This is a genomic window from Microbulbifer sp. ABF4_148, assembly GCF_056158985.1.
Map to the genome: position 1 here is coordinate 3317500 of NZ_JBSWUI010000001.1, position 17138 is coordinate 3334637.

Sequence of the window (17138 nt, forward strand, 5' to 3'; positions counted from 1 at the left end):
AGACGGGAAGACCACGTTGACTGAAACGATCAAAATCGCCAACTGCAGCGGCTTCTATGGGGACAAATTATCCGCGGCCAGAGAAATGGTCGAAGGGGGTCCCATTGATGTGCTCACGGGGGATTACCTGGCCGAACTGACGATGGCCATCCTTTACGGCCAAAAGTTGCAGCGTAATACCGGCTATGTCGGCACTTTTCTGAAGCAGGTAAAACAGGTATTACGGCACTGCATCGAGCACAACATCAAAATCGTCAGCAATGCCGGCGGGCTCAATCCTGCCGGCATGGCCGAAGCGATACGGGAGATTGCCACTGAACTGAACCTCGACGTCAAGGTTGCCTATATCGATGGCGATGATCTGGCACCGCGTATGCAAGACTTGCAGGCCAATGACGAGGCGTTTCGCAATCTCGATACCGGCGAGGTACTGGCCGATAGCAACCATACTCTGCTCACCGCCAATGCTTACCTGGGCGCCTGGGGTATTAAAGAGGCACTGGACCAGGGGGCAGACGTCGTCATTTGCCCACGTGTCACCGACGCTGCCGTGGTCATCGGCCCTGCCGCATGGAAATTTAACTGGCAGCGCTCCGACTATGATGCACTGGCGGGCGCCCTGGCAGCAGGCCATATCATCGAGTGCGGCCAGCAGGCCACCGGCGGCAACTATGCCTTCTTCGAGGAAGTGCCCAGTTTTGACAATCCGGGTTATCCGATTGCCGAGATCGAAGCCAGTGGCAACTTTACGATCACCAAGCACCCGGGCACCGCAGGCCTGGTCTCGGTCGGCACGGTCACGGCGCAGCTCCTGTACGAAATCAGCGATCCGGCGTACCTCAACCCGGATGTCATCGGCCATTTCGATACCCTGCAGCTGGAACAGGTGGGCGACGACCGCGTGTACGTCAGCGGCTGCAAGGGTTCCAGCCCCCCATCCAGTCACAAGGTTTGTGTTAACACTCTCGGAGGCTTTCGCAACGGTTTCGAGATTTTACTCGCCGGGCTCGATATTGAAGCCAAAGCCAAAATCATCACCGACACCTTCTTCAAGAATGTCGGCGGTCAGGAACAGTTCGATTCGGTTTCCATCGAACTGGTACGCAGTGACAAAGAAAACCCGCATACCAATGAACAGGCATTCGCCCGATTACGCATCATTGCCAAGTCACCGGATAAAGATCTAGTTGGTCGTCTCTTCTCTGCCAAGATGGTGGAACTGGCGTTGGCAAACATCCCCGGCTTTGGCGTTATCAACCCGATCGGTAATGGTGAGACTTTTCTGGTCTACTGGCCAACACTGGTTGGCAGCCAGCACATCATCGAGCAGGTCCACCTCGACGATAGCGTGACCGAGATCGTGCCCACCAGCCAACTCGGTATCGAGCCGGTTCGCTATCAAACCGACCCTGGCTCGATTCCCCCTCCCCCGACGGGAGAAACCGTGTCGATTCCTTTTGGCCGGCTATTCGGTACCCGGTCTGGGGACAAAGGTGGCTGTGCCAATATCGGTGTATGGGCAACCAGCGAGGAAGCCTATGGCTATCTCCACAGCGTCCTGACAACCGATCTGCTCAAGCAGTTAATGCCGGAAACTGCCGGCTTTGACATAGACCGTTATGAATTACCCAACATCCGCGCACTCAACTTCTATATCAAGGGTATCCTCGGAGAGGGTGTCGCCTCCTCGGTACGCATGGATCCTCAGGCAAAATCGATGGGGGAATACCTGCGGGCGAAGTGGATCGAGGTACCCGTCTCCCTGACCAAAGCACTGCACATGGATGAAGACCCCGTATGACCGAAGCTCAACTGTCCCTGCACGGCCTGGTGTTTGAGGCCATTGAAGTGGAAGAAAATGACCACATCCTGACCATCCGCCTCAATCGGCCCGAACGCAAGAATGCGATTAATCCGACAATGGCGAAGGAGATTCTCTACGCCCTCGACTACGCCAAGCAGGAGCGCGCAGTACGCGTGGTCGTACTGGCCGCAAACGGAGACATTTTCTGCGCTGGCGGTGATCTGTCCGCCATGAGCAGCAGCAACCAGGAAAGCACGTCCACGGTGCCTATCCGGGGAACCGCAGACGACATCGCCTTGCGGCTCCGCCATCTGTATAAACCGGTTATCGCCTGTGTCCAGGGGAGTGTTTACGCCGGCGCACTGCTATTCCTCTGCAATGCCACCCATGTGATTGCGGCAGAGAGCGTAAAGTTTTCAGCACCAGAGATCAAACGTGGCATCTGGCCATTTATGGTCATGGCCGGACTCTTCCGGACCATGCCGCAACGCGCCGCACTGGATTTCGTCATGCGTGGCAACTCGATCTCGACCGAAATGGCCGAACGGTTTGGTCTAATTAATCAGGCAGTGCCCGCGAATGCGCTCCAGGATCAGGTACAGAACCTGGCGACTGAACTCGCCAGCCTGGCGCCTGGCACCATGAGTATGGGATTAAAGGCTTTTGTTCAGCAGGACGACATGTCCTTCGACAATGCCCTGCCAACTTTGCGCGAGCAACTGGATACCTGCTTGCAGAGCCCCGATGCGATAGAGGGCATTACGGCTTTCCTGGAAAAACGCCAGCCAAATTGGGACTGAGAGAGAGAATTCAGCATTCTGCACGGCAGTAATGTCCGTGCAGACGGTAGCTCAAAACACCCCACCATCACCCTGACAGGGCCCCTGCCCGGCATGATCCTTCCTCGCTCCGCAAACCGATCGAATGCGTGATCATCAACCAATCCGATCCAAGCCCGACTAATCAAGCCCCACCGGCGTGACGCCCGGCATCATCGCCCCTGCCCCAGTGCAGATAACCCCGGATATTCATCACCAGAAATATAATATTCCCGACCGCAATACCAATACTATCCATCCACACCAATCCGAGGAAAATGAACATCGCATTGGAAACGGCAAACAGAAGAAACCCGAAGCGATTCTTATTACCCAACAAATAGACTGAGATGAGACTCAAAGTCATCGCAATCCAGTCGACAAGGTAATACTCAAATAGAGACGTCATACATTACAACCAGCCAAAACAGTCAGCGAAGCAAACAGACATTGCAACTGCAATAGCTGCCTGCGAATAGAGGAGTCAGCGAACACCTGGGCTAGACAAATGTGCAATTAGTGCTCAGAGCCTTCTTGTAACACGGTACCCAGAAACCCTTATAGAATAATCACGACTTAATACTTCTGGCGTCACAGTTAAACCGGATTCGATGCCATTCTTTTTGCTAGCGACGATGATGAATGGATCTTCACTAATCCCGCCTTTTACCAACTCCGAACACTGACCGACAACAATCTCAATTCGCCTACCATCGTCAAGCCGACTCAAAGCGAAGTTATTACCGCCCCGACCAAGGGATGACTGCCACTTGTTATGAAGCCCTGTTCCATCACATGCGCGCCCTGCATAACGACAGGTAAGGACATCCCGAGCTTCTACTGTCTCTCCATCTACCGTGTATTCGGCATAGATACTGAACTGGGCTACCTTCTCCGTTGGTTCTTGTTCGATAGGCCCGTCGATTGCACAACTCAATTCAGCCGCAAGGCCAGTACAACCAGTCAAGATGAACATAAAAAAAACCATCGCGACTGCCAACTTTGTCGTCGCCAGATCCGGTAAATGCCTTTGGTGCTTATAACCGACTCGATTCATCGTTCAACAAATATCCAGTTCAGTCCCTTTGATAGACCCACAGGAAAGGTGGTGTAGTGGTCAGTGCCATCCACTATTTCATCCTTTAGCTCCAAACCCACGTAATTGCGAGACTTTAGCCTCTCCACAAACCGCCGGTGGCCATCCACCATATCCTGACGCATACCATGGTCCGGGGTTTCAAACGCGCCTGTTGCGAGATAAACCTTTGCGTTCAGCTGCTTGTTCGCAGCATGATATTGCGCCTCGTATTCGAGGATTACATCGTCCTTATACCAAAAGGATGGGCTCGTCAGGACGTAACCCGAGAAGTAGCCTGGGTGCTCCAGCAACATCCAAGCACCAAATGAGCCTCCAAGTGATTGCCCGGCAAACACTCTTTGGCCGGGATCAATGCGGTACTTCGACTCGATATGAGGGATGAGTTCACTCGATATAAATTCAAAGTACTTCCCGGCGCCCCCAGTCTCATACGACTTCCAGGAGGCATCCGCTTCCGGCGTCAGATCCCGAACGCGACTAAACTGACCGTTTTCACCCTCGGCAAACCCCAACCCCACAATGATGATATCGTCCAGGGGTGTAAAATGTGTCGTAGATGCGGCCACCCCAAATGTATACGGTGCATCCTGGACATAAACTGCAGGGTACATCCGCTTTTCATCACGTGTATAGCTCTTCGGGAGCTTGATCGAGACCGTATAAGCCCTACCCAGCAGCTCAGATTCGTAGCGAATCGAAGTCGCATTTCGTATCGATACATCCAGGGCGAAACAGCTTGACGTGGCAAAGCCAACAACGGCGATTAGTATCAGGCGTGTCAATCCAGGCATGTCGATCTCGTCCAGGCATACACCATGCCAACGATATGATAGACGCTGTGACCAGCGGAAACGATTACCGGGGATTACTATGCCTTTTACTTTACCCAAGGCAAATATCTCTTCAGCACCCTCATTTGCCGGCCCATAAACCGGGGGAAATTAACTGCACTCCATGAGACAAGCACCAAAAGTACAAGTAGTTGATAGATGTGGAAAGCCAGAGAAATAAAATTCCCCATCAAAAACACTAATAGTGATGCGGCCAATATAACGCCAAAAGAGCGATTATTCCGGCAAAAAACAGAGAACCTCCCTTCTTTTTTCGTCATCAAGACCAAAAAAAGTGGGATAACAACTAAGAAAAAACTCAGAATTATCAATATAAATGTGATACCGGCAATAGTCTCTTTCATGATTCAAAGACAGGGTTCAGCCGACGGATGGAGGCGTACTGGCACTGTATTCCGAGTTAAGCTGTGAATTAGCTCTCCGCATACCGTGGGCAACGAGAAGACTACCCAAAATAACAACAAGATTAACTCCGATGATATACCACAACGTATAAGCTCCAGATTGCAAATCTGGGATAGCGATTTGGATATTGTATGTAGCTGCAGTTAGGGCAGCGATCATAAGAGAAGTAAAACGAACAAACTCTTTTGAAATTAGGCAGGATAGCCATACGGCAACGGTATACACAAAAAAGTTGATGATCAAATCGACAGCGAGCGACACTTGAAAATCAAGCTCAAAATACACACGAATAGACCTTGAAATAATCGGAGTTACGATATATCCAGTTGAAATATTGAACATACTGTAGCCCACAGCTACAGCGGCTATAGACCTAAGGAAACTTTTCAATCTGTTCATATTGACTACTATCTATTGCGATCTAAATTGATCTTACCCACAAAAATAAGATTCGACTCGCAACGCCTCGGTTCATCGTTAATTTGTGAGCGCAGCGAGAAAATTGAAAATCGAAGAAAAGTTTATAGAACCGCACTTAACGCTCAGGTTAACTGCTGCTTGAAGCAAACTCAAAATAGGGAATACCCTCTTCATCCACTATGCAGAGAGCAATTTTTTCCATATAAATATCAAGTTTCTCATCTTCCTCCGAGAAACCCGCCACCATGTAGTCCTTCCACTCTTTTCTATACTGCTCGTGACAGAACGAAAACTGAGAATCTACTGCCAATAAGCATTCAGAGTTTTCTTCACCACAGGCTTCCTCTAGGCCCGCCTTGCCAATTTCAGTAAAAGCTGCATCGAATGCAGCCTCACAACCGGTCAGTACAAGCATCACGGATAAAAATGCTACTTTTTTCATCTACTCCTCCTTGGACATAAAAACACTTCAGCCAGCACTCAACCGCGGCAATTCCGGGCACATCTTGCGCAAAAACGGGAGCACGGCGTATGGAGCCACCCTTCACATACTGGCTATGTTTTACCGGCAATTACTGGAACCTAGAAGGTCTACTCTAGAAACCAACACGACATTTGGCTGTATTAAGCTACCTGAACCCTTGCTCCCATATGCTAATTCAGGGGGAATATAAAACTCCCAGGAATCCCCTATTTCCATCATTGGAATACCTACCCCCCAGGCATCTATCATTTGACTCAGCGGGAATTCAGAAGGCATGCTTCTTTTAAAGCTACTATCAAATTCATATCCAGTTTTCGCCAAACGCATATCATAGTGAACTTTTACCGTAGAGTTCCTCTTCGGCTTACAGCCACTGCCATTTGTGCTGGATAGTACTCTGTACTGCAGACCCGATGGCGTACTAACTACACCCTCTGCTTTAAGATTTTCCCGAAGCCAGGCCTTTGAATCAGCCAAATTCTGCGCTGCGAGCGGGTTTCCGGTGCTTTCTATCTGTGAGCACGCTGCCAAAAATAGAGCAGAAGAGACTGCTATCAACTTTACGTATTTCATAGATTCCCCTAAAAACGTAACGCCGCGCTCAGCCGCGGCTAACTTTGTGCGCTTTATGCGCGAAAATGGGAGCGTAGCGACCGCGCATAAAGTGCACAAAGTTAGACGTCGGTCTGCAGCGCCTTGTTACATGCTTCTAGCACGGGACCACCGAGAACGCTGAACCGACAGCGTTGGCTATACCGTTAACAATCTCAGTTGTGACCCTACCCTTGTTCAATACTACATCCATCAAAAGTGCAAAAATTACAGCTATATATATGATGTAAACATAACCCATATAGTCGTTGTACAAGATTGTGTAGAACCAATCCTGGCCAAGAATGTAGATTAAAGAAGATACGGCGGTTGCCAGCACAAGCAATATTCCAGGCAAGAATAAATGCTGCATCGAACTTGGTTTTGCGAATGATACAGCTAGCAAAATTAAAAACATTAAAAAATTTGAACCAAGAAATATTCTAAGATCGAGTTTCAAGTTACCTATAATCTCAAGATACTTCCCTTTAACGACAGAAGCCAAAGTATTCTCGGCAACTTTGATACTTTTAATCCTATCTACATAGCTCGAAGCTATTGATTTAGCTATCACCTTCTTCTTTTCGCAATCATAACCACACATGGAGGCGATTACGCTTGCAATTTTTTCGGGAAGTTCATTCTCTAAATTAGATTGAAGCTGCTCTCTTTCTAGACCCAGTTTTTCAGCTGCTTTAAGTGCCGCCTCTGTCACTGATGATTCACTAAGTTTCTTCTGATTTTCACGAATTTCTTTTTCAATTTGGTACTTAACAAATCCTTTAGCGGAACTTTCAATTTTCTCCGGCGACAAAAATGTCCCAGAAAATAGGACACCAAATAGAAGTACCCCAACGACCCCAATTATTCTCAAAGTAGAGCTCATAAGTTTCTTTGCATGTAACGCCCGCAACAGGGGCGACCAACGCTGTGCACATTTTGTGCGAAACTGGGAGCGCAGCGACTCGCACAAAATGTGCATAGCGTTGGGCGTCCCGCGGAGGCCCGGAGGGCCGTAGCTATCTGCTTGCGTTTGTTAGGATTAGTACAGGAGGCCGAGTGAAGCATATTGCTGCGCTCGACCAAATAATAAACTACCCAACTGATGTTCTGGACCAAGCTCAGGGCTCCATACATCACTTGCGTAATACTTACCATTCCACGTTAACTCTATGATCCACGTTGACCCATCCAGACCGTGCTCGCCGTCTTCTTTTTTAGCCTCTAGATATGATTCCGCAATTTCGGTTTTAACGGCTTTTACATACTGAGAATCGACCTTGACAGAGAGGTCAAGTTTCTTACCTTGCTGAGCGCCCATATCAAAGTCACGAGATTCGATATACATCTTACCTTCGTTTAAATCTAGAGTTATCCAAATTGCATCTTCAAATGATCTGTATAGAGAGAACCTCACAATTTCTTTTTTTAACTTTTGCTCAAATAGACTTCCAGAGCGAAGTGACGTAGCAAGAAAGGGAGATACTTCTTCACTGACCGGATCTCTCACAATTTTTTGATTACTTTGGATGATTTCCTGAGAATAAAAGGAAACAAATGCAATTAATATCAAAACAGCGCATGTGATGGTGATATTTTGCATGACTTTCAGAGAATCCTAACGCCCACAGCAGGGGCGGCTTACCTTGTGCGCCTTTTGCGCAAAAATGGGAGCGTAGCGACCTGTGCAAAAGGTGCACAAGGTAAGCTGTCCCGCGGAGGCCCAACGGGCCGGAGCTTTACTGCCTGTGCTTGTTAGGGTGTTCACTCAATTTACTTTGGTGGCCAAATTTTAAGACCGAGAACCACTAGTGCAGCAACTAAAAGTCCCTGAAGTGCTGCGATCAATGGCACTACAGGTATCGCATACAGCAATTGATCTGATGCCTCATCAGATAGCAACGCGACCAGAAGAAAAATTGGCATAAAGACGACACTTACACCAACTGCCCAGCCACGCCAAATTTTTTTAAATAAACTCATCAATGCAAACCGCTTACTTTCTTCTTATTTAATTCCACGAACTATGTCCGCACCTGGTCTTACCCACAAAAAGTAGACATTCTAACTATGCGCATTTGCGCTCATACTCTGCCGGGCTCACATAGCCCAAGGCGGAGTGCCTACGGATCCTATTGTAGAAAACCTCGATGTATTCAAACACTTCGGATTTCGCCTGTTCTTCACTTTGGAACGGGTCTGCGTAGACCAATTCAACTTTTAGTCGACTAAAGAAGGACTCCATTGCGGCATTATCCCAACAGTTGGCCTGACGGCTCATGCTGGGCTTACACTTATTCTCAGACAATAGATCCTGATACTTCTGCGACCGATATTGGACCCCCCTGTCAGAGTGAACAATCAATCCAGGCCTCGATTGTCGCTGCGCCAAAGCCATCTTCAACGCCCGCCGCGTCAATTCATCGCTCATCTGGGAATCGAACGCCCAGCCGATGATACGCCGAGAGTAGAGATCCATCACTACGGCCAGGTACAACCAGCGATCTCGCACCCAGATGTATGTAATATCACTAGTCCAACGGCGATTTGGCTGATCCACATTGAAACAGCGCTTAAGCAAGTTGGCCGCGACGTTGATATTGGCTTCAGCCGGTTTGCTGTATCGAAAGCCTTTGCCGTTTCTCGCTCTTATATGTTCCTTTCGCATAAGCGCAGCGATATAGTTCTTTGAGCATGGCTCACCCGCCTCTTGAAGCTCCCGAGTGATTCTGGGCGCTCCATAGCGGCCTCTAAACTCTGCAAAGGTCTCCCTCACCTTCTCGGCTATCCGAACCCTTCTCAGAGCTCTAGGGGACACCAAGCGGCCGAGCCAACGATAATATCCCGATCTTGAGACTTCCAAACACCGACACATCAAGCCTATCGGGAATAGTCCCACATGCTCCTGTATCAGTGCGTACTTTACTCTTGGTGGTTCGCAAAGTACGCAGCTGCCTTTTTTAGGAACTCGACCTCCTGCCGAGCCTCATGCAGTTCCTTCTTCAGCCTGCGAACTTCCGCACTTTCCTGTTTGGAATAGTCAACGCCATCCAGGCTATTGAACTGCTTTTCGGACAGTCGCCGAAACTGTCGACGCCAGTTATAGATCTGCTGGGCACTGACACCAAGCTCCCGAGCAACTGATGCGGTTGTCGCACCGGGCCTCTCTGCCCTCTTAACCGCTTCTCTGCGGAACTCTTCCGTATACGCCTGAGTTCTTTTCTTACCCATGGTACACCTCCGTGTTAGGCCGAAACCTAACTATACAGGGTGTCTACTAAACGTGGGTAAGTCTTCACCCTAACGCCGTGCTTAGGGGCCGTAGTGAAGCGTAGCGGAACGGAGGTCCCAGCGCAGCGACTACAGCACCTTGTTATGTTTGATTGTCCAATGCGTGCCTTGAACCAACAAACAGATTAAATACAAAACTATTGCAATTGCTCCAAGTAGTACAGGCCAAGTTGCAACATACAAATGTGATGCGCCTTCATAATATTCTGGGCGTTCGCGAATGACTAGTAAATAAAACCAAGCCAACAAACTTATACCAAGAACGAAATCAGAAGCTAAACGATAGATTTTGATTCCCGCAATGTTGAATCTTGTTTTGGCCGAGATTAAAAACGCAACCCCTGCTGGAAATGCGGTGGCAAAACCGCAAGCCAGTACAGAAAAAACGACCCACGAATTGATAGCAGGAGCAACCTCACCACGAGTAAAGTCCAGTATTACGTTCACGGAGGCCATAACCATTAGCAGCAATATCAAAATTATTCGTGGCATATACTCAATTCAGTGCGAAAACATAACGTCCCGCACAGGGGCAGACAAATAAGCGCAGCGTTTTGGCTGTCCCTGCGACCAACGGGAGCGATTGCTGCGGCTTGTTATGCATTACGGGCGCCCCCACTCTACGTCTGTGATTATTACTGAATTATTAAGTTTTGACACGACAACTGCAACAGCCTCAGAAAATCCCTCGCCGATAAGGGCTACATAAGCCCAGCCAACATCATCCTCTTTCCTTCTTGGCCAAGAAACCATTTCATTCATCACTTCAACATTGGTAACAGGCCCATCTCCATACTCAATCATTTCCATGAACTCGGCTTCGAGGTCTACCTCTTCGCTCAAATGAATTAAACGTTGGGCGAGAGAATAATCGCCGCTCACTAAAGCATTCGCGAATTCTAAAGCTAACTTTCCATGTTCGGTTTCTGAAGGCTTCACATTACCTCCTTATGCATAACAGTTAGATACTGATCAAAGTGGCCATATGTACTGGCCTATTATCTTTTTATTGAATGAGCGCCAGAATGCGCTGAAGCCCCCGTGGCGTCAAGGTTACGGGATATTCTTTCTAATTTCCCACTCTGCATAAACAACCACCCTGCCCAGTATCTCAAAATATCCCTGGGCGAGTTAAGCGATTGTTTTCAATAAGATTATTGTAATTTTTGCCGAGCCGCATCTAGATACTGGTCAATGTGGCTATATGTATCGTCGATACAGATACACGCGCCACCAAGGCAAATCCTATTGTACCTCACTGCGATTGTTACTAGTCATACGCCAGGCCCACACTCCGTATCGGAATTGGGGCCGTCCGTTACAGCGGGCAATATTCGAAGAAGTAAGACAGCAGAAAGGCTGCGAGCTTATCAAAGCAACGCAGCCCATTATTAATGGTCAGCGGGGCTCGAGCTTGAGCAACTTGCCTTCAGTGCTGTCGGTCAACAGATAGATGGCGCCCTCCGGTCCGATACGCACATCCCGTATGCGCTCCCCGAGATCGGAAAGCAGGACCTGCTGTGCCACGGCTTTGCCATCCTCCATATCGACTAACCGCAGGTGGCGGGCTACCAGTGCCGCTACCATCAGGTCGCCATCCCACTGTGGAAACAGATCACCGCGGTAGATCGCCAGGCCCGCGGGGGCAATCGAAGGGGTCCAGTGCAACAGCGGCTGCTCCATACCTTCGTATTCGGTGAACGGCGAGATAATCGCACCGGAGTAGTCTTTTCCGTAGGTGGTCACTGGCCAACCGTAGTTCTTACCGGCCTGCAGGATATTGACCTCATCCCCACCGGCAGGTCCATGTTCATGCAGAATCACGTTGCCAGTGGTCGCGTTGTAAACCAGCCCCTGAGGGTTGCGATGGCCATAGGTCCAGACCTTTGCACCAGGCCCCTTTCTGTCTGCATAGGGGTTATCGGCCGGAACACTGCCGTCGCGATTGATGCGTACGACCTTACCAAGCAGGTTGTCCAGTTTTTGCGCATCCTCGCGCATATCGAAGCCATCACCGGTGGTGAGCAACAGGGTCCCATCAGGCAGGAAGGCCATACGCCCACCGAAATGAACGGGAGTGTCTTTTAAGGGGGCGACGGTGAATACTGGTTTCAGGTCGTGAAGACGACCAACACGCAGGATGGCCCGGCTAATACGGGTGCCGTTGGCTTTGTCAGTTCCGTGCGCATACGAGACAAAAACTTCACCGGTATCGGCAAAGTCAGGAGCCGGCAATACCTCGAACAGGCCGCCCTGACCTTTAACATAGATCTCCGGAAGGCCCTCGATCTCTCGCAGGTTGCCGCCGTCTGCATCCAGCATCACCAGGCGACCACCCCGCTCTGCCACCAGCATCTGACCATCTGGCAGGAAAGACAGCCCCCAGGGCAGCTGCAAATCGGTGTTCAATTCGGAAACGATAAACGCATCACTATTGACCTCTGCTCGCAGGGGGACCTTTTGCGGAGGCTTCGCGGTCGCAACAACCGAGAACAGGGCGAGGGACATCATGCCCATCCATGCATTGATTTTGACTGGCACTTGCGCACTCCCTTTATTTTTCCGGAAACTATACCCCAGAACCCTTATTCACTACAGCGGCCGCCCCAGCCACTGCCCTACACCTCAAACACTTCGCGCAAGGTCAAAGTTGTGCGATAGTCGTTGCCATGAATAAAGAAAAAACCGCTATTCGTAAATCGGCCGTGTTCCTGTCTTACCTGTTGGCCGTTGTTGTTGCCTTCCTGCTGAGCAGTATCATTCACACTCAGGTGGTGTTATCCGGCCTGACCGAACTCGGTGTGCAAATCAGCTGGCAAGACCGACTGGTGGCAACCGGCCGCGACATCGCCGGACTGCTGCCAGGCTACGGCACTGTGATCGCCATTGGTCTCGCGATTGGGTTTACCGTTATGGGCCTGTTGCGCCGTTTTACCGGACTCCCCGCCACGATTGTTTATCCGGTTGGAGGGGTAATTGCCTATCTGGCTTTCTTCGCTGCGATGCATCCGATTTTCAATGTCAGCCTGATTGCCAGCACGCGCGGCATGGGGGGATTACTGGGGCAGTGTTTGGCCGGACTGGTAGCGGGGCTTGTGTTTGTGTACGGGTGCCGATGGGCCGCGAACAACAGAAGCGAGTCAGATTAAATAGAAAAGCCCGGCTGGAAGCGCTTGGTAAATTCGTCGTGATAATACGGTCGGGATTGACTCAAAACACGCGGTTGCGTGTTTTGCCCCTACGGGCTCGGCTGCGCCTCGGTCCCAACTCGCTTTGCGAGTTGGTCGAACCGCGAGGGTTCTCACCCGCCCGCAGCGCGGTTAAACAAAAAAGCCCGGCTGGAAGCGCTGATAGAGTTCGCAGTGATAATGCGGTCGGGATTGACTCAAAACACGCGGTTGCGTGTTTTGCCCCTGCGGGCTCGGCTGCGCCTCGGTCCCAACTCGCTTTGCGAGTTGGTCGAACCGCGAGGGTTCTCACCCGCCCGCAGCGCGGTTAAACAAAAAAGCCCGGCTGGAAGCGCTGATAGAGTTCGCAGTGATAATGCGGTCGGGATTGACTCAAAACACGCGGTTGCGTGTTTTGCCCCTGCGGGCTCGGCTGCGCCTCGGTCCCAACTCGCTTTGCGAGTTGGTCGAACCGCGAGGGTTCTCACCCGCCCGCAACGCGGTTAAACAAAAAAGCCCGGCTGGAAGCGCTGATAGAGTTCGCAGTGATAATCCGGTCGGGATGGGCTCGCGCTGTGCGCTCGGGCTTCGCCCGCCGCCAAGGCGGCGCCCTGCGCGGCCGCTGGCCGCTTGTCGAACCGCGAGGGTTCTTGCCCGCCCGCAGCGCGGTTAAACAAAAAAGCCCGGCTGGAAGCCGGGCTTTTTTGTTTAATGGCGGTGAGGGAGGGATTCGAACCCTCGATGCCTTTCGACATACACACTTTCCAGGCGTGCTCCTTCGACCACTCGGACACCTCACCGAAACTGATTGTGGCGTTGTTCGCTGTCTCCGTTTCCGGTCAGCCCGCACGCCTGCGGGAATTGGCGTTTTGCCTTGCTAATCAGCAACATAGGCCCCCGATCAGCGAGGGCGCACTATACGCAAATGGGGCGCGGGGCGCAAGCGTTGGGTCAGGAATTTTTATGCGCCGTTCGCGGGGTGCTGCGGGGGCTCTACCCCTCCCACTGGCGGACGTATTCGCTCACTTCCAGCTTCGGTGCCGGACGCGGGGCTTTCTGGGGGGTGCCGCAATAGATGAAGCCTTCGACATGCTCATTGGGCGCCAGGCCTAGGGCATCGGCAACGGGCCGTTCGCTGGCGAGCACACCGGTGCGCCAGTAGGCTCCCACGCCCTGGGCGAAAGCGGCGGTGAGCAGGGCCTGCACCGCACCGGCGGTGGACATGCGCTGCTCCAGCTCTGGCACCTTGGGATGCTCGACCGGTGAACTGATCGCGACAATGATCAACGGGGCCCGCAGGGGCATAGCGAGGAAGCGCTCACGTTGAGCGTCACTCAAGGGTTCCACAGCGCCCCGCTCACTGGCAGCCAGGAAGATCTCGCCCAGACGCTTGCGGGCCTCGCCTTCGATCTGCAGGAAACGCCAGGGCCTCAGGCAACCATGATCTGCGGCCCGCAGTGCAGCGCGAAATAACTGCTGGCGCTGCTCTTCACTCGGAGCAGGCTCAGTGAGCAGGCCAGTCGATACCCGGTTATGCAGGGCTTCAAGAGCGTCCATGGTGTGATCCTGTGGCTGGAGAATGTTGTCGCTGGCGGAGTTTACCGCATAACGCGATTGACGCCGATGCATCCGGCTCGAATCAGGACTGGATTCCACCTTGCCGTCGCAGAAATCTCCCGAGGCTCTCGACGCAAAAAGCCGGATGACTTTCTCACGGCGCGCGCAAGGCAATTCGAGTAACAAACGGTCACACTGAGGATTTCCCAAGGACCCCCTTTGAGGAGTACACTTGCGGTTTATTGGGGACCGACCAGACAGGTTTTGACCGACAAAGACCGGCACAACCTGACTGCGTAGTATTTTCTTTATCCAGTCATATTAAGAAAAAAACGATGACGACGCTGGAGCAGCCACAGGATCAAGGCGGCCGGGAGCGAGAAACCCGCTACCCGCTGTATTTCCGTACTCTGATCTGCTTTGCCGCGGCAGGCACTTTGCTGAATGCCGTGCAGTGGTCCGCCCCCTGGGATCTGGACAAAATTATTGTGCTGGGCATGGCCATGGTCATGCTCGCCTATATCGGTATTGCGTTTCAGGTGGCCAAATCGGTCAGCGCAGAAAACGCCGGTACCGTTCGCCGCTGGCTGTCATTTACCGATGCTACCCTGATCGGCGTAGCCATTGCCTTGGCCGACTTCACAATCCTGCCTTCGCTGCTGTTCGTCACCATGGTGCAGTTCAATGCACTGACCGAGGGTGGTGGGCGCCGCTGGCTGGAGCACAATACTGGCCTGGCGCTGGGGATTGGCGCCGGCTACCTGCTGCACGAGCCCAACCTGGTGGTGAACGCCGACCTCAATATCAGCGCCGCCAGCCTGATCGGGGTGTTCACTTACTTCTGTGCCCATGCCTTCTATACCCACAAGCAAATCGCGCAGCTGCAGCGCACCAACCGCTCGCTGACCGCTGACCAGCACGTCAACAAGATGCGTACCTACAAGCTGTCCAAGTACCTGCCCCAGCGCCTGTGGCGTGCAGTGACCACCGGTCGCGAGGGCGAGCTGGTGACCGAGCGCAAACTACTGACCGTATTCTTCTCCGATATCAAAGACTTCAGCCAGCTGACCGAAGAGCTGGAGGCCGAAACCCTGACCCAGCTGCTCAATAGCTACCTGTCGGAAATGGCGCGGATCGCCGGACAGTACGGCGGCACCATCGACAAGTTCATCGGCGATGCGGTCATGGTGGTGTTTGGCGATGATGACAGCAAGGGGCCCAAGTCTGACGCACTGCGCTGTGTCGCCATGGCACTGGCCATGCGCAAGCGCGCCCGCGAGATGCGCCAGGAGTGGTACAACAAGGGAATTTCCCGCCCGCTGCAGGTACGCATGGGCATCAATACCGGCTACTGCACGGTGGGTATCTTCGGCACCGCCAACCACCAGTCTTACACGGTGATGGGTACCCACGTGAACCTGGCGGCACGTCTGGAAGGCGCAGCCCAGCCCGGCGAGATCCTGATCAGCCACGAGACCTGGGCACTGATCAAACAGTCCGTCATGTGCCGCGACAAGGGCCATGTGACCGTGAAGGGCTTCAGCACCCCGGTGAAGGTGTACCAGGTTACCGACCTGCGCAAAAACCTGGGCGGCCAGCAGAGCTACCTGGAGGATCACGCGCCGGGCTTCTCGATCCACCTGGATCTCGACAAGATTCGCAATTACGACCGCGACAAGGTACTGCAGGCGCTGGACAAGGCTGCCTCGACCCTGCGCAGCAAGACCATCGTCTGACCCCTGCCCGGCACCGAATCCGGGCAGCCTCCTTCTTCACTGGCCATCATCCGGCCCGATAATCAGAAAATTTTACTGACGTGCCAGACGCGGCGGCTGGGAGAGATCTGTGCCGAGGGTACGCAGCGGATTGATATCCAGGCCTCCGCGGCGGGTATATCGCGCGCAGACGGTCAGCTCGCCAAAGTCCGCCAGTGCCTGCAAGTCGCAGAACATACGCTCGACACAGTGTTCATGGAAGTCCTGATGCTCGCGGAATGAAACCACGTAAGCGAGGAATGACTCGGGCACAATCGCCGGACCACGGTAGCGCACCAGTACGGTGGCCCAATCCGGTTGACCGGTCACCGGGCAATTGCTGCGCAGCAGGTGGCTGTAAAGCGTCTCGCTCACATCACCGCGCCCGGGATCGATCGCCAGCAACTTGGCATCCGGCTGATATCCGTCGACGGCAATATCCAGCTTGTCGACACAGAACCCCTGGGGCCTGCCGGTGCTTAGCGACGGATCTTCCACATCCAGCAGCTCCACCTGCACTTCAGCACCAGCGGCAGCAGACAGGTCACGCACCAACGTCTCGTGTACGGCATCAATGCTTGCGTACTCGGTCTGGTTGAGCGAGTTCAGGTACAGCTTGAACGACTTGGACTCGATCATCGAGGGGCTGCTGGCAGGAAAGGTAAACCGCCCTACCGCCACCTGCGGCAGCCCTTTCGGGTTCAGCCACGACAACTCAAAACCCCACCACTCGTCGGCTCCCTGGAACGGCAGCTGCGGGCCATCCAGCCCGAGCTGGGCGCGGGACACCTTGCGCGGAATGGGATGCAGCAACGCGGCGTTGTAGCGCGACTCGTACTGGGTCTCACGTCCCAGGGGCAGGTTTTGCCAGTCTTCTCTATCCATCGGTCACTCGGT

21 protein-coding genes and 1 tRNA gene are annotated in these 17138 nt (G+C 52.5%); 4 read left to right on the forward strand and 18 right to left on the reverse strand.

The genetic code is table 11. From position 1 onward, the window contains the following. Positions 1-16 precede the first annotated feature (16 nt). On the forward strand, positions 17-1801 hold the full coding sequence (locus ACXAD0_RS14620; RefSeq protein ID WP_475089293.1) for an acyclic terpene utilization AtuA family protein: 1785 nt from the start codon (positions 17-19) through the stop codon (positions 1799-1801). Next, positions 1798-2604 carry an enoyl-CoA hydratase/isomerase family protein gene (locus ACXAD0_RS14625; RefSeq protein ID WP_475089294.1) on the forward strand — a complete coding sequence of 269 codons (807 nt, stop codon included), beginning with the start codon at positions 1798-1800 and terminating at the stop codon, positions 2602-2604. Before ACXAD0_RS14620 ends, ACXAD0_RS14625 begins: the two co-directional genes overlap by 4 nt. Positions 2605-2767: 163 nt before the next feature. On the opposite strand, the gene ACXAD0_RS14630 is transcribed toward ACXAD0_RS14625, so the two are convergent. The 14 genes from ACXAD0_RS14630 to ACXAD0_RS14695 all read right to left on the reverse strand — a co-directional run bounded on the left by ACXAD0_RS14630 (position 2768) and on the right by ACXAD0_RS14695 (position 12304). After that, positions 2768-3031 (reverse strand): nicotinamide mononucleotide transporter, encoded by a 264-nt coding sequence (locus ACXAD0_RS14630; RefSeq protein WP_475089295.1) that lies wholly within the window; start codon positions 3029-3031, stop codon positions 2768-2770. Positions 3032-3145: 114 nt separating this feature from the next. Next, on the reverse strand, positions 3146-3679 hold the full coding sequence (locus tag ACXAD0_RS14635; protein ID WP_475089296.1) for a hypothetical protein: 534 nt from the start codon (positions 3677-3679) through the stop codon (positions 3146-3148). Then, positions 3676-4611, reverse strand: coding sequence for an alpha/beta hydrolase (locus tag ACXAD0_RS14640; RefSeq protein ID WP_475089297.1), 936 nt, complete (start codon positions 4609-4611; stop codon positions 3676-3678). Before ACXAD0_RS14640 ends, ACXAD0_RS14635 begins: the two co-directional genes overlap by 4 nt. 321 nt (positions 4612-4932) lie before the next feature. Beyond that, positions 4933-5376 (reverse strand): hypothetical protein, encoded by a 444-nt coding sequence (locus ACXAD0_RS14645; RefSeq protein WP_475089298.1) that lies wholly within the window; start codon positions 5374-5376, stop codon positions 4933-4935. A gap of 148 nt (positions 5377-5524) precedes the next feature. Then, on the reverse strand, positions 5525-5839 hold the full coding sequence (locus ACXAD0_RS14650; protein WP_475089299.1) for a hypothetical protein: 315 nt from the start codon (positions 5837-5839) through the stop codon (positions 5525-5527). Positions 5840-5959: 120 nt separating this feature from the next. Beyond that, positions 5960-6454, reverse strand: coding sequence for an FKBP-type peptidyl-prolyl cis-trans isomerase (locus ACXAD0_RS14655; protein WP_475089300.1), 495 nt, complete (start codon positions 6452-6454; stop codon positions 5960-5962). Between the two features lie 136 nt (positions 6455-6590). Beyond that, on the reverse strand, positions 6591-7358 hold the full coding sequence (locus tag ACXAD0_RS14660) for a hypothetical protein (RefSeq protein ID WP_475089301.1): 768 nt from the start codon (positions 7356-7358) through the stop codon (positions 6591-6593). 156 nt (positions 7359-7514) lie between these two features. Continuing rightward, the gene (locus ACXAD0_RS14665; RefSeq protein WP_475089302.1) at positions 7515-8075 is read right to left on the reverse strand and encodes a hypothetical protein; all 561 of its coding nucleotides are present in this window, start codon (positions 8073-8075) and stop codon (positions 7515-7517) included. Between the two features lie 170 nt (positions 8076-8245). Then, positions 8246-8455 (reverse strand): hypothetical protein, encoded by a 210-nt coding sequence (locus ACXAD0_RS14670; protein ID WP_475089303.1) that lies wholly within the window; start codon positions 8453-8455, stop codon positions 8246-8248. Positions 8456-8540: 85 nt separating this feature from the next. After that, positions 8541-9386 carry an IS3 family transposase gene (locus ACXAD0_RS14675; protein ID WP_475090290.1) on the reverse strand — a complete coding sequence of 282 codons (846 nt, stop codon included), beginning with the start codon at positions 9384-9386 and terminating at the stop codon, positions 8541-8543. Between the two features lie 8 nt (positions 9387-9394). Next, on the reverse strand, positions 9395-9703 hold the full coding sequence (locus tag ACXAD0_RS14680) for a transposase (protein WP_475086650.1): 309 nt from the start codon (positions 9701-9703) through the stop codon (positions 9395-9397). Between the two features lie 129 nt (positions 9704-9832). Continuing rightward, positions 9833-10210, reverse strand: coding sequence for a hypothetical protein (locus tag ACXAD0_RS14685; RefSeq protein ID WP_475089304.1), 378 nt, complete (start codon positions 10208-10210; stop codon positions 9833-9835). Positions 10211-10366: 156 nt separating this feature from the next. Then, complete coding sequence (locus ACXAD0_RS14690) at positions 10367-10702, reverse strand: hypothetical protein (protein WP_475089305.1); 336 nt, start codon at positions 10700-10702, stop codon at positions 10367-10369. 459 nt (positions 10703-11161) lie between these two features. Beyond that, a complete protein-coding gene (locus ACXAD0_RS14695; protein WP_475089307.1) occupies positions 11162-12304 on the reverse strand; it encodes a PQQ-dependent sugar dehydrogenase in 1143 nt (380 codons plus the stop codon). A 128-nt stretch (positions 12305-12432) separates the two neighbouring features. Between ACXAD0_RS14695 and ACXAD0_RS14700 the strand changes: the two genes are divergently transcribed. Further along, positions 12433-12912: a hypothetical protein gene (locus ACXAD0_RS14700; RefSeq protein ID WP_475089308.1), complete on the forward strand. Its 480-nt coding sequence runs from the start codon at positions 12433-12435 to the stop codon at positions 12910-12912. Between the two features lie 521 nt (positions 12913-13433). Here ACXAD0_RS14700 and ACXAD0_RS14705 read toward each other — a convergent pair. From ACXAD0_RS14705 to ACXAD0_RS14715, 3 genes are all read right to left on the reverse strand, one after another. Continuing rightward, positions 13434-13685 (reverse strand): hypothetical protein, encoded by a 252-nt coding sequence (locus ACXAD0_RS14705; RefSeq protein ID WP_475089309.1) that lies wholly within the window; start codon positions 13683-13685, stop codon positions 13434-13436. Beyond that, a tRNA-Ser gene (locus ACXAD0_RS14710) sits at positions 13643-13730 on the reverse strand. Before ACXAD0_RS14710 ends, ACXAD0_RS14705 begins: the two co-directional genes overlap by 43 nt. Positions 13731-13923: 193 nt before the next feature. Further along, positions 13924-14487, reverse strand: a complete 564-nt coding sequence (locus tag ACXAD0_RS14715; protein ID WP_475089310.1) for a nitroreductase family protein — start codon at positions 14485-14487, stop codon at positions 13924-13926. A 335-nt stretch (positions 14488-14822) separates the two neighbouring features. Between ACXAD0_RS14715 and ACXAD0_RS14720 the strand changes: the two genes are divergently transcribed. Then, positions 14823-16223 carry an adenylate/guanylate cyclase domain-containing protein gene (locus ACXAD0_RS14720; RefSeq protein ID WP_475089311.1) on the forward strand — a complete coding sequence of 467 codons (1401 nt, stop codon included), beginning with the start codon at positions 14823-14825 and terminating at the stop codon, positions 16221-16223. Positions 16224-16295: 72 nt separating this feature from the next. Here ACXAD0_RS14720 and queF read toward each other — a convergent pair whose 3' ends face one another. After that, positions 16296-17126, reverse strand: coding sequence for an NADPH-dependent 7-cyano-7-deazaguanine reductase QueF (gene queF / locus ACXAD0_RS14725; protein WP_475089312.1), 831 nt, complete (start codon positions 17124-17126; stop codon positions 16296-16298). Between the last annotated feature and the right edge of the window lie 12 nt (positions 17127-17138).

Bases quoted from the DNA above. Each gene is read 5' to 3' on its own strand.
- ACXAD0_RS14670 (WP_475089303.1), bottom strand. From the start codon at position 8,455: ATGAGTTTATTTAAAAAAATTTGGCGTGGCTGGGCAGTTGGTGTAAGT.
- ACXAD0_RS14655 (WP_475089300.1), bottom strand. From the start codon at position 6,454: ATGAAATACGTAAAGTTGATAGCAGTCTCTTCTGCTCTATTTTTGGCA.
- ACXAD0_RS14720 (WP_475089311.1), top strand. From the start codon at position 14,823: ATGACGACGCTGGAGCAGCCACAGGATCAAGGCGGCCGGGAGCGAGAA.
- ACXAD0_RS14645 (WP_475089298.1), bottom strand. From the start codon at position 5,376: ATGAACAGATTGAAAAGTTTCCTTAGGTCTATAGCCGCTGTAGCTGTG.
- ACXAD0_RS14650 (WP_475089299.1), bottom strand. From the start codon at position 5,839: ATGAAAAAAGTAGCATTTTTATCCGTGATGCTTGTACTGACCGGTTGT.
- ACXAD0_RS14715 (WP_475089310.1), bottom strand. From the start codon at position 14,487: ATGGACGCTCTTGAAGCCCTGCATAACCGGGTATCGACTGGCCTGCTC.
- ACXAD0_RS14630 (WP_475089295.1), bottom strand. From the start codon at position 3,031: ATGACGTCTCTATTTGAGTATTACCTTGTCGACTGGATTGCGATGACT.
- ACXAD0_RS14665 (WP_475089302.1), bottom strand. From the start codon at position 8,075: ATGCAAAATATCACCATCACATGCGCTGTTTTGATATTAATTGCATTT.
- ACXAD0_RS14660 (WP_475089301.1), bottom strand. From the start codon at position 7,358: ATGAGCTCTACTTTGAGAATAATTGGGGTCGTTGGGGTACTTCTATTT.
- ACXAD0_RS14700 (WP_475089308.1), top strand. From the start codon at position 12,433: ATGAATAAAGAAAAAACCGCTATTCGTAAATCGGCCGTGTTCCTGTCT.
- ACXAD0_RS14680 (WP_475086650.1), bottom strand. From the start codon at position 9,703: ATGGGTAAGAAAAGAACTCAGGCGTATACGGAAGAGTTCCGCAGAGAA.
- ACXAD0_RS14705 (WP_475089309.1), bottom strand. From the start codon at position 13,685: ATGTCGAAAGGCATCGAGGGTTCGAATCCCTCCCTCACCGCCATTAAA.
- ACXAD0_RS14635 (WP_475089296.1), bottom strand. From the start codon at position 3,679: ATGAATCGAGTCGGTTATAAGCACCAAAGGCATTTACCGGATCTGGCG.
- queF (WP_475089312.1), bottom strand. From the start codon at position 17,126: ATGGATAGAGAAGACTGGCAAAACCTGCCCCTGGGACGTGAGACCCAG.
- ACXAD0_RS14625 (WP_475089294.1), top strand. From the start codon at position 1,798: ATGACCGAAGCTCAACTGTCCCTGCACGGCCTGGTGTTTGAGGCCATT.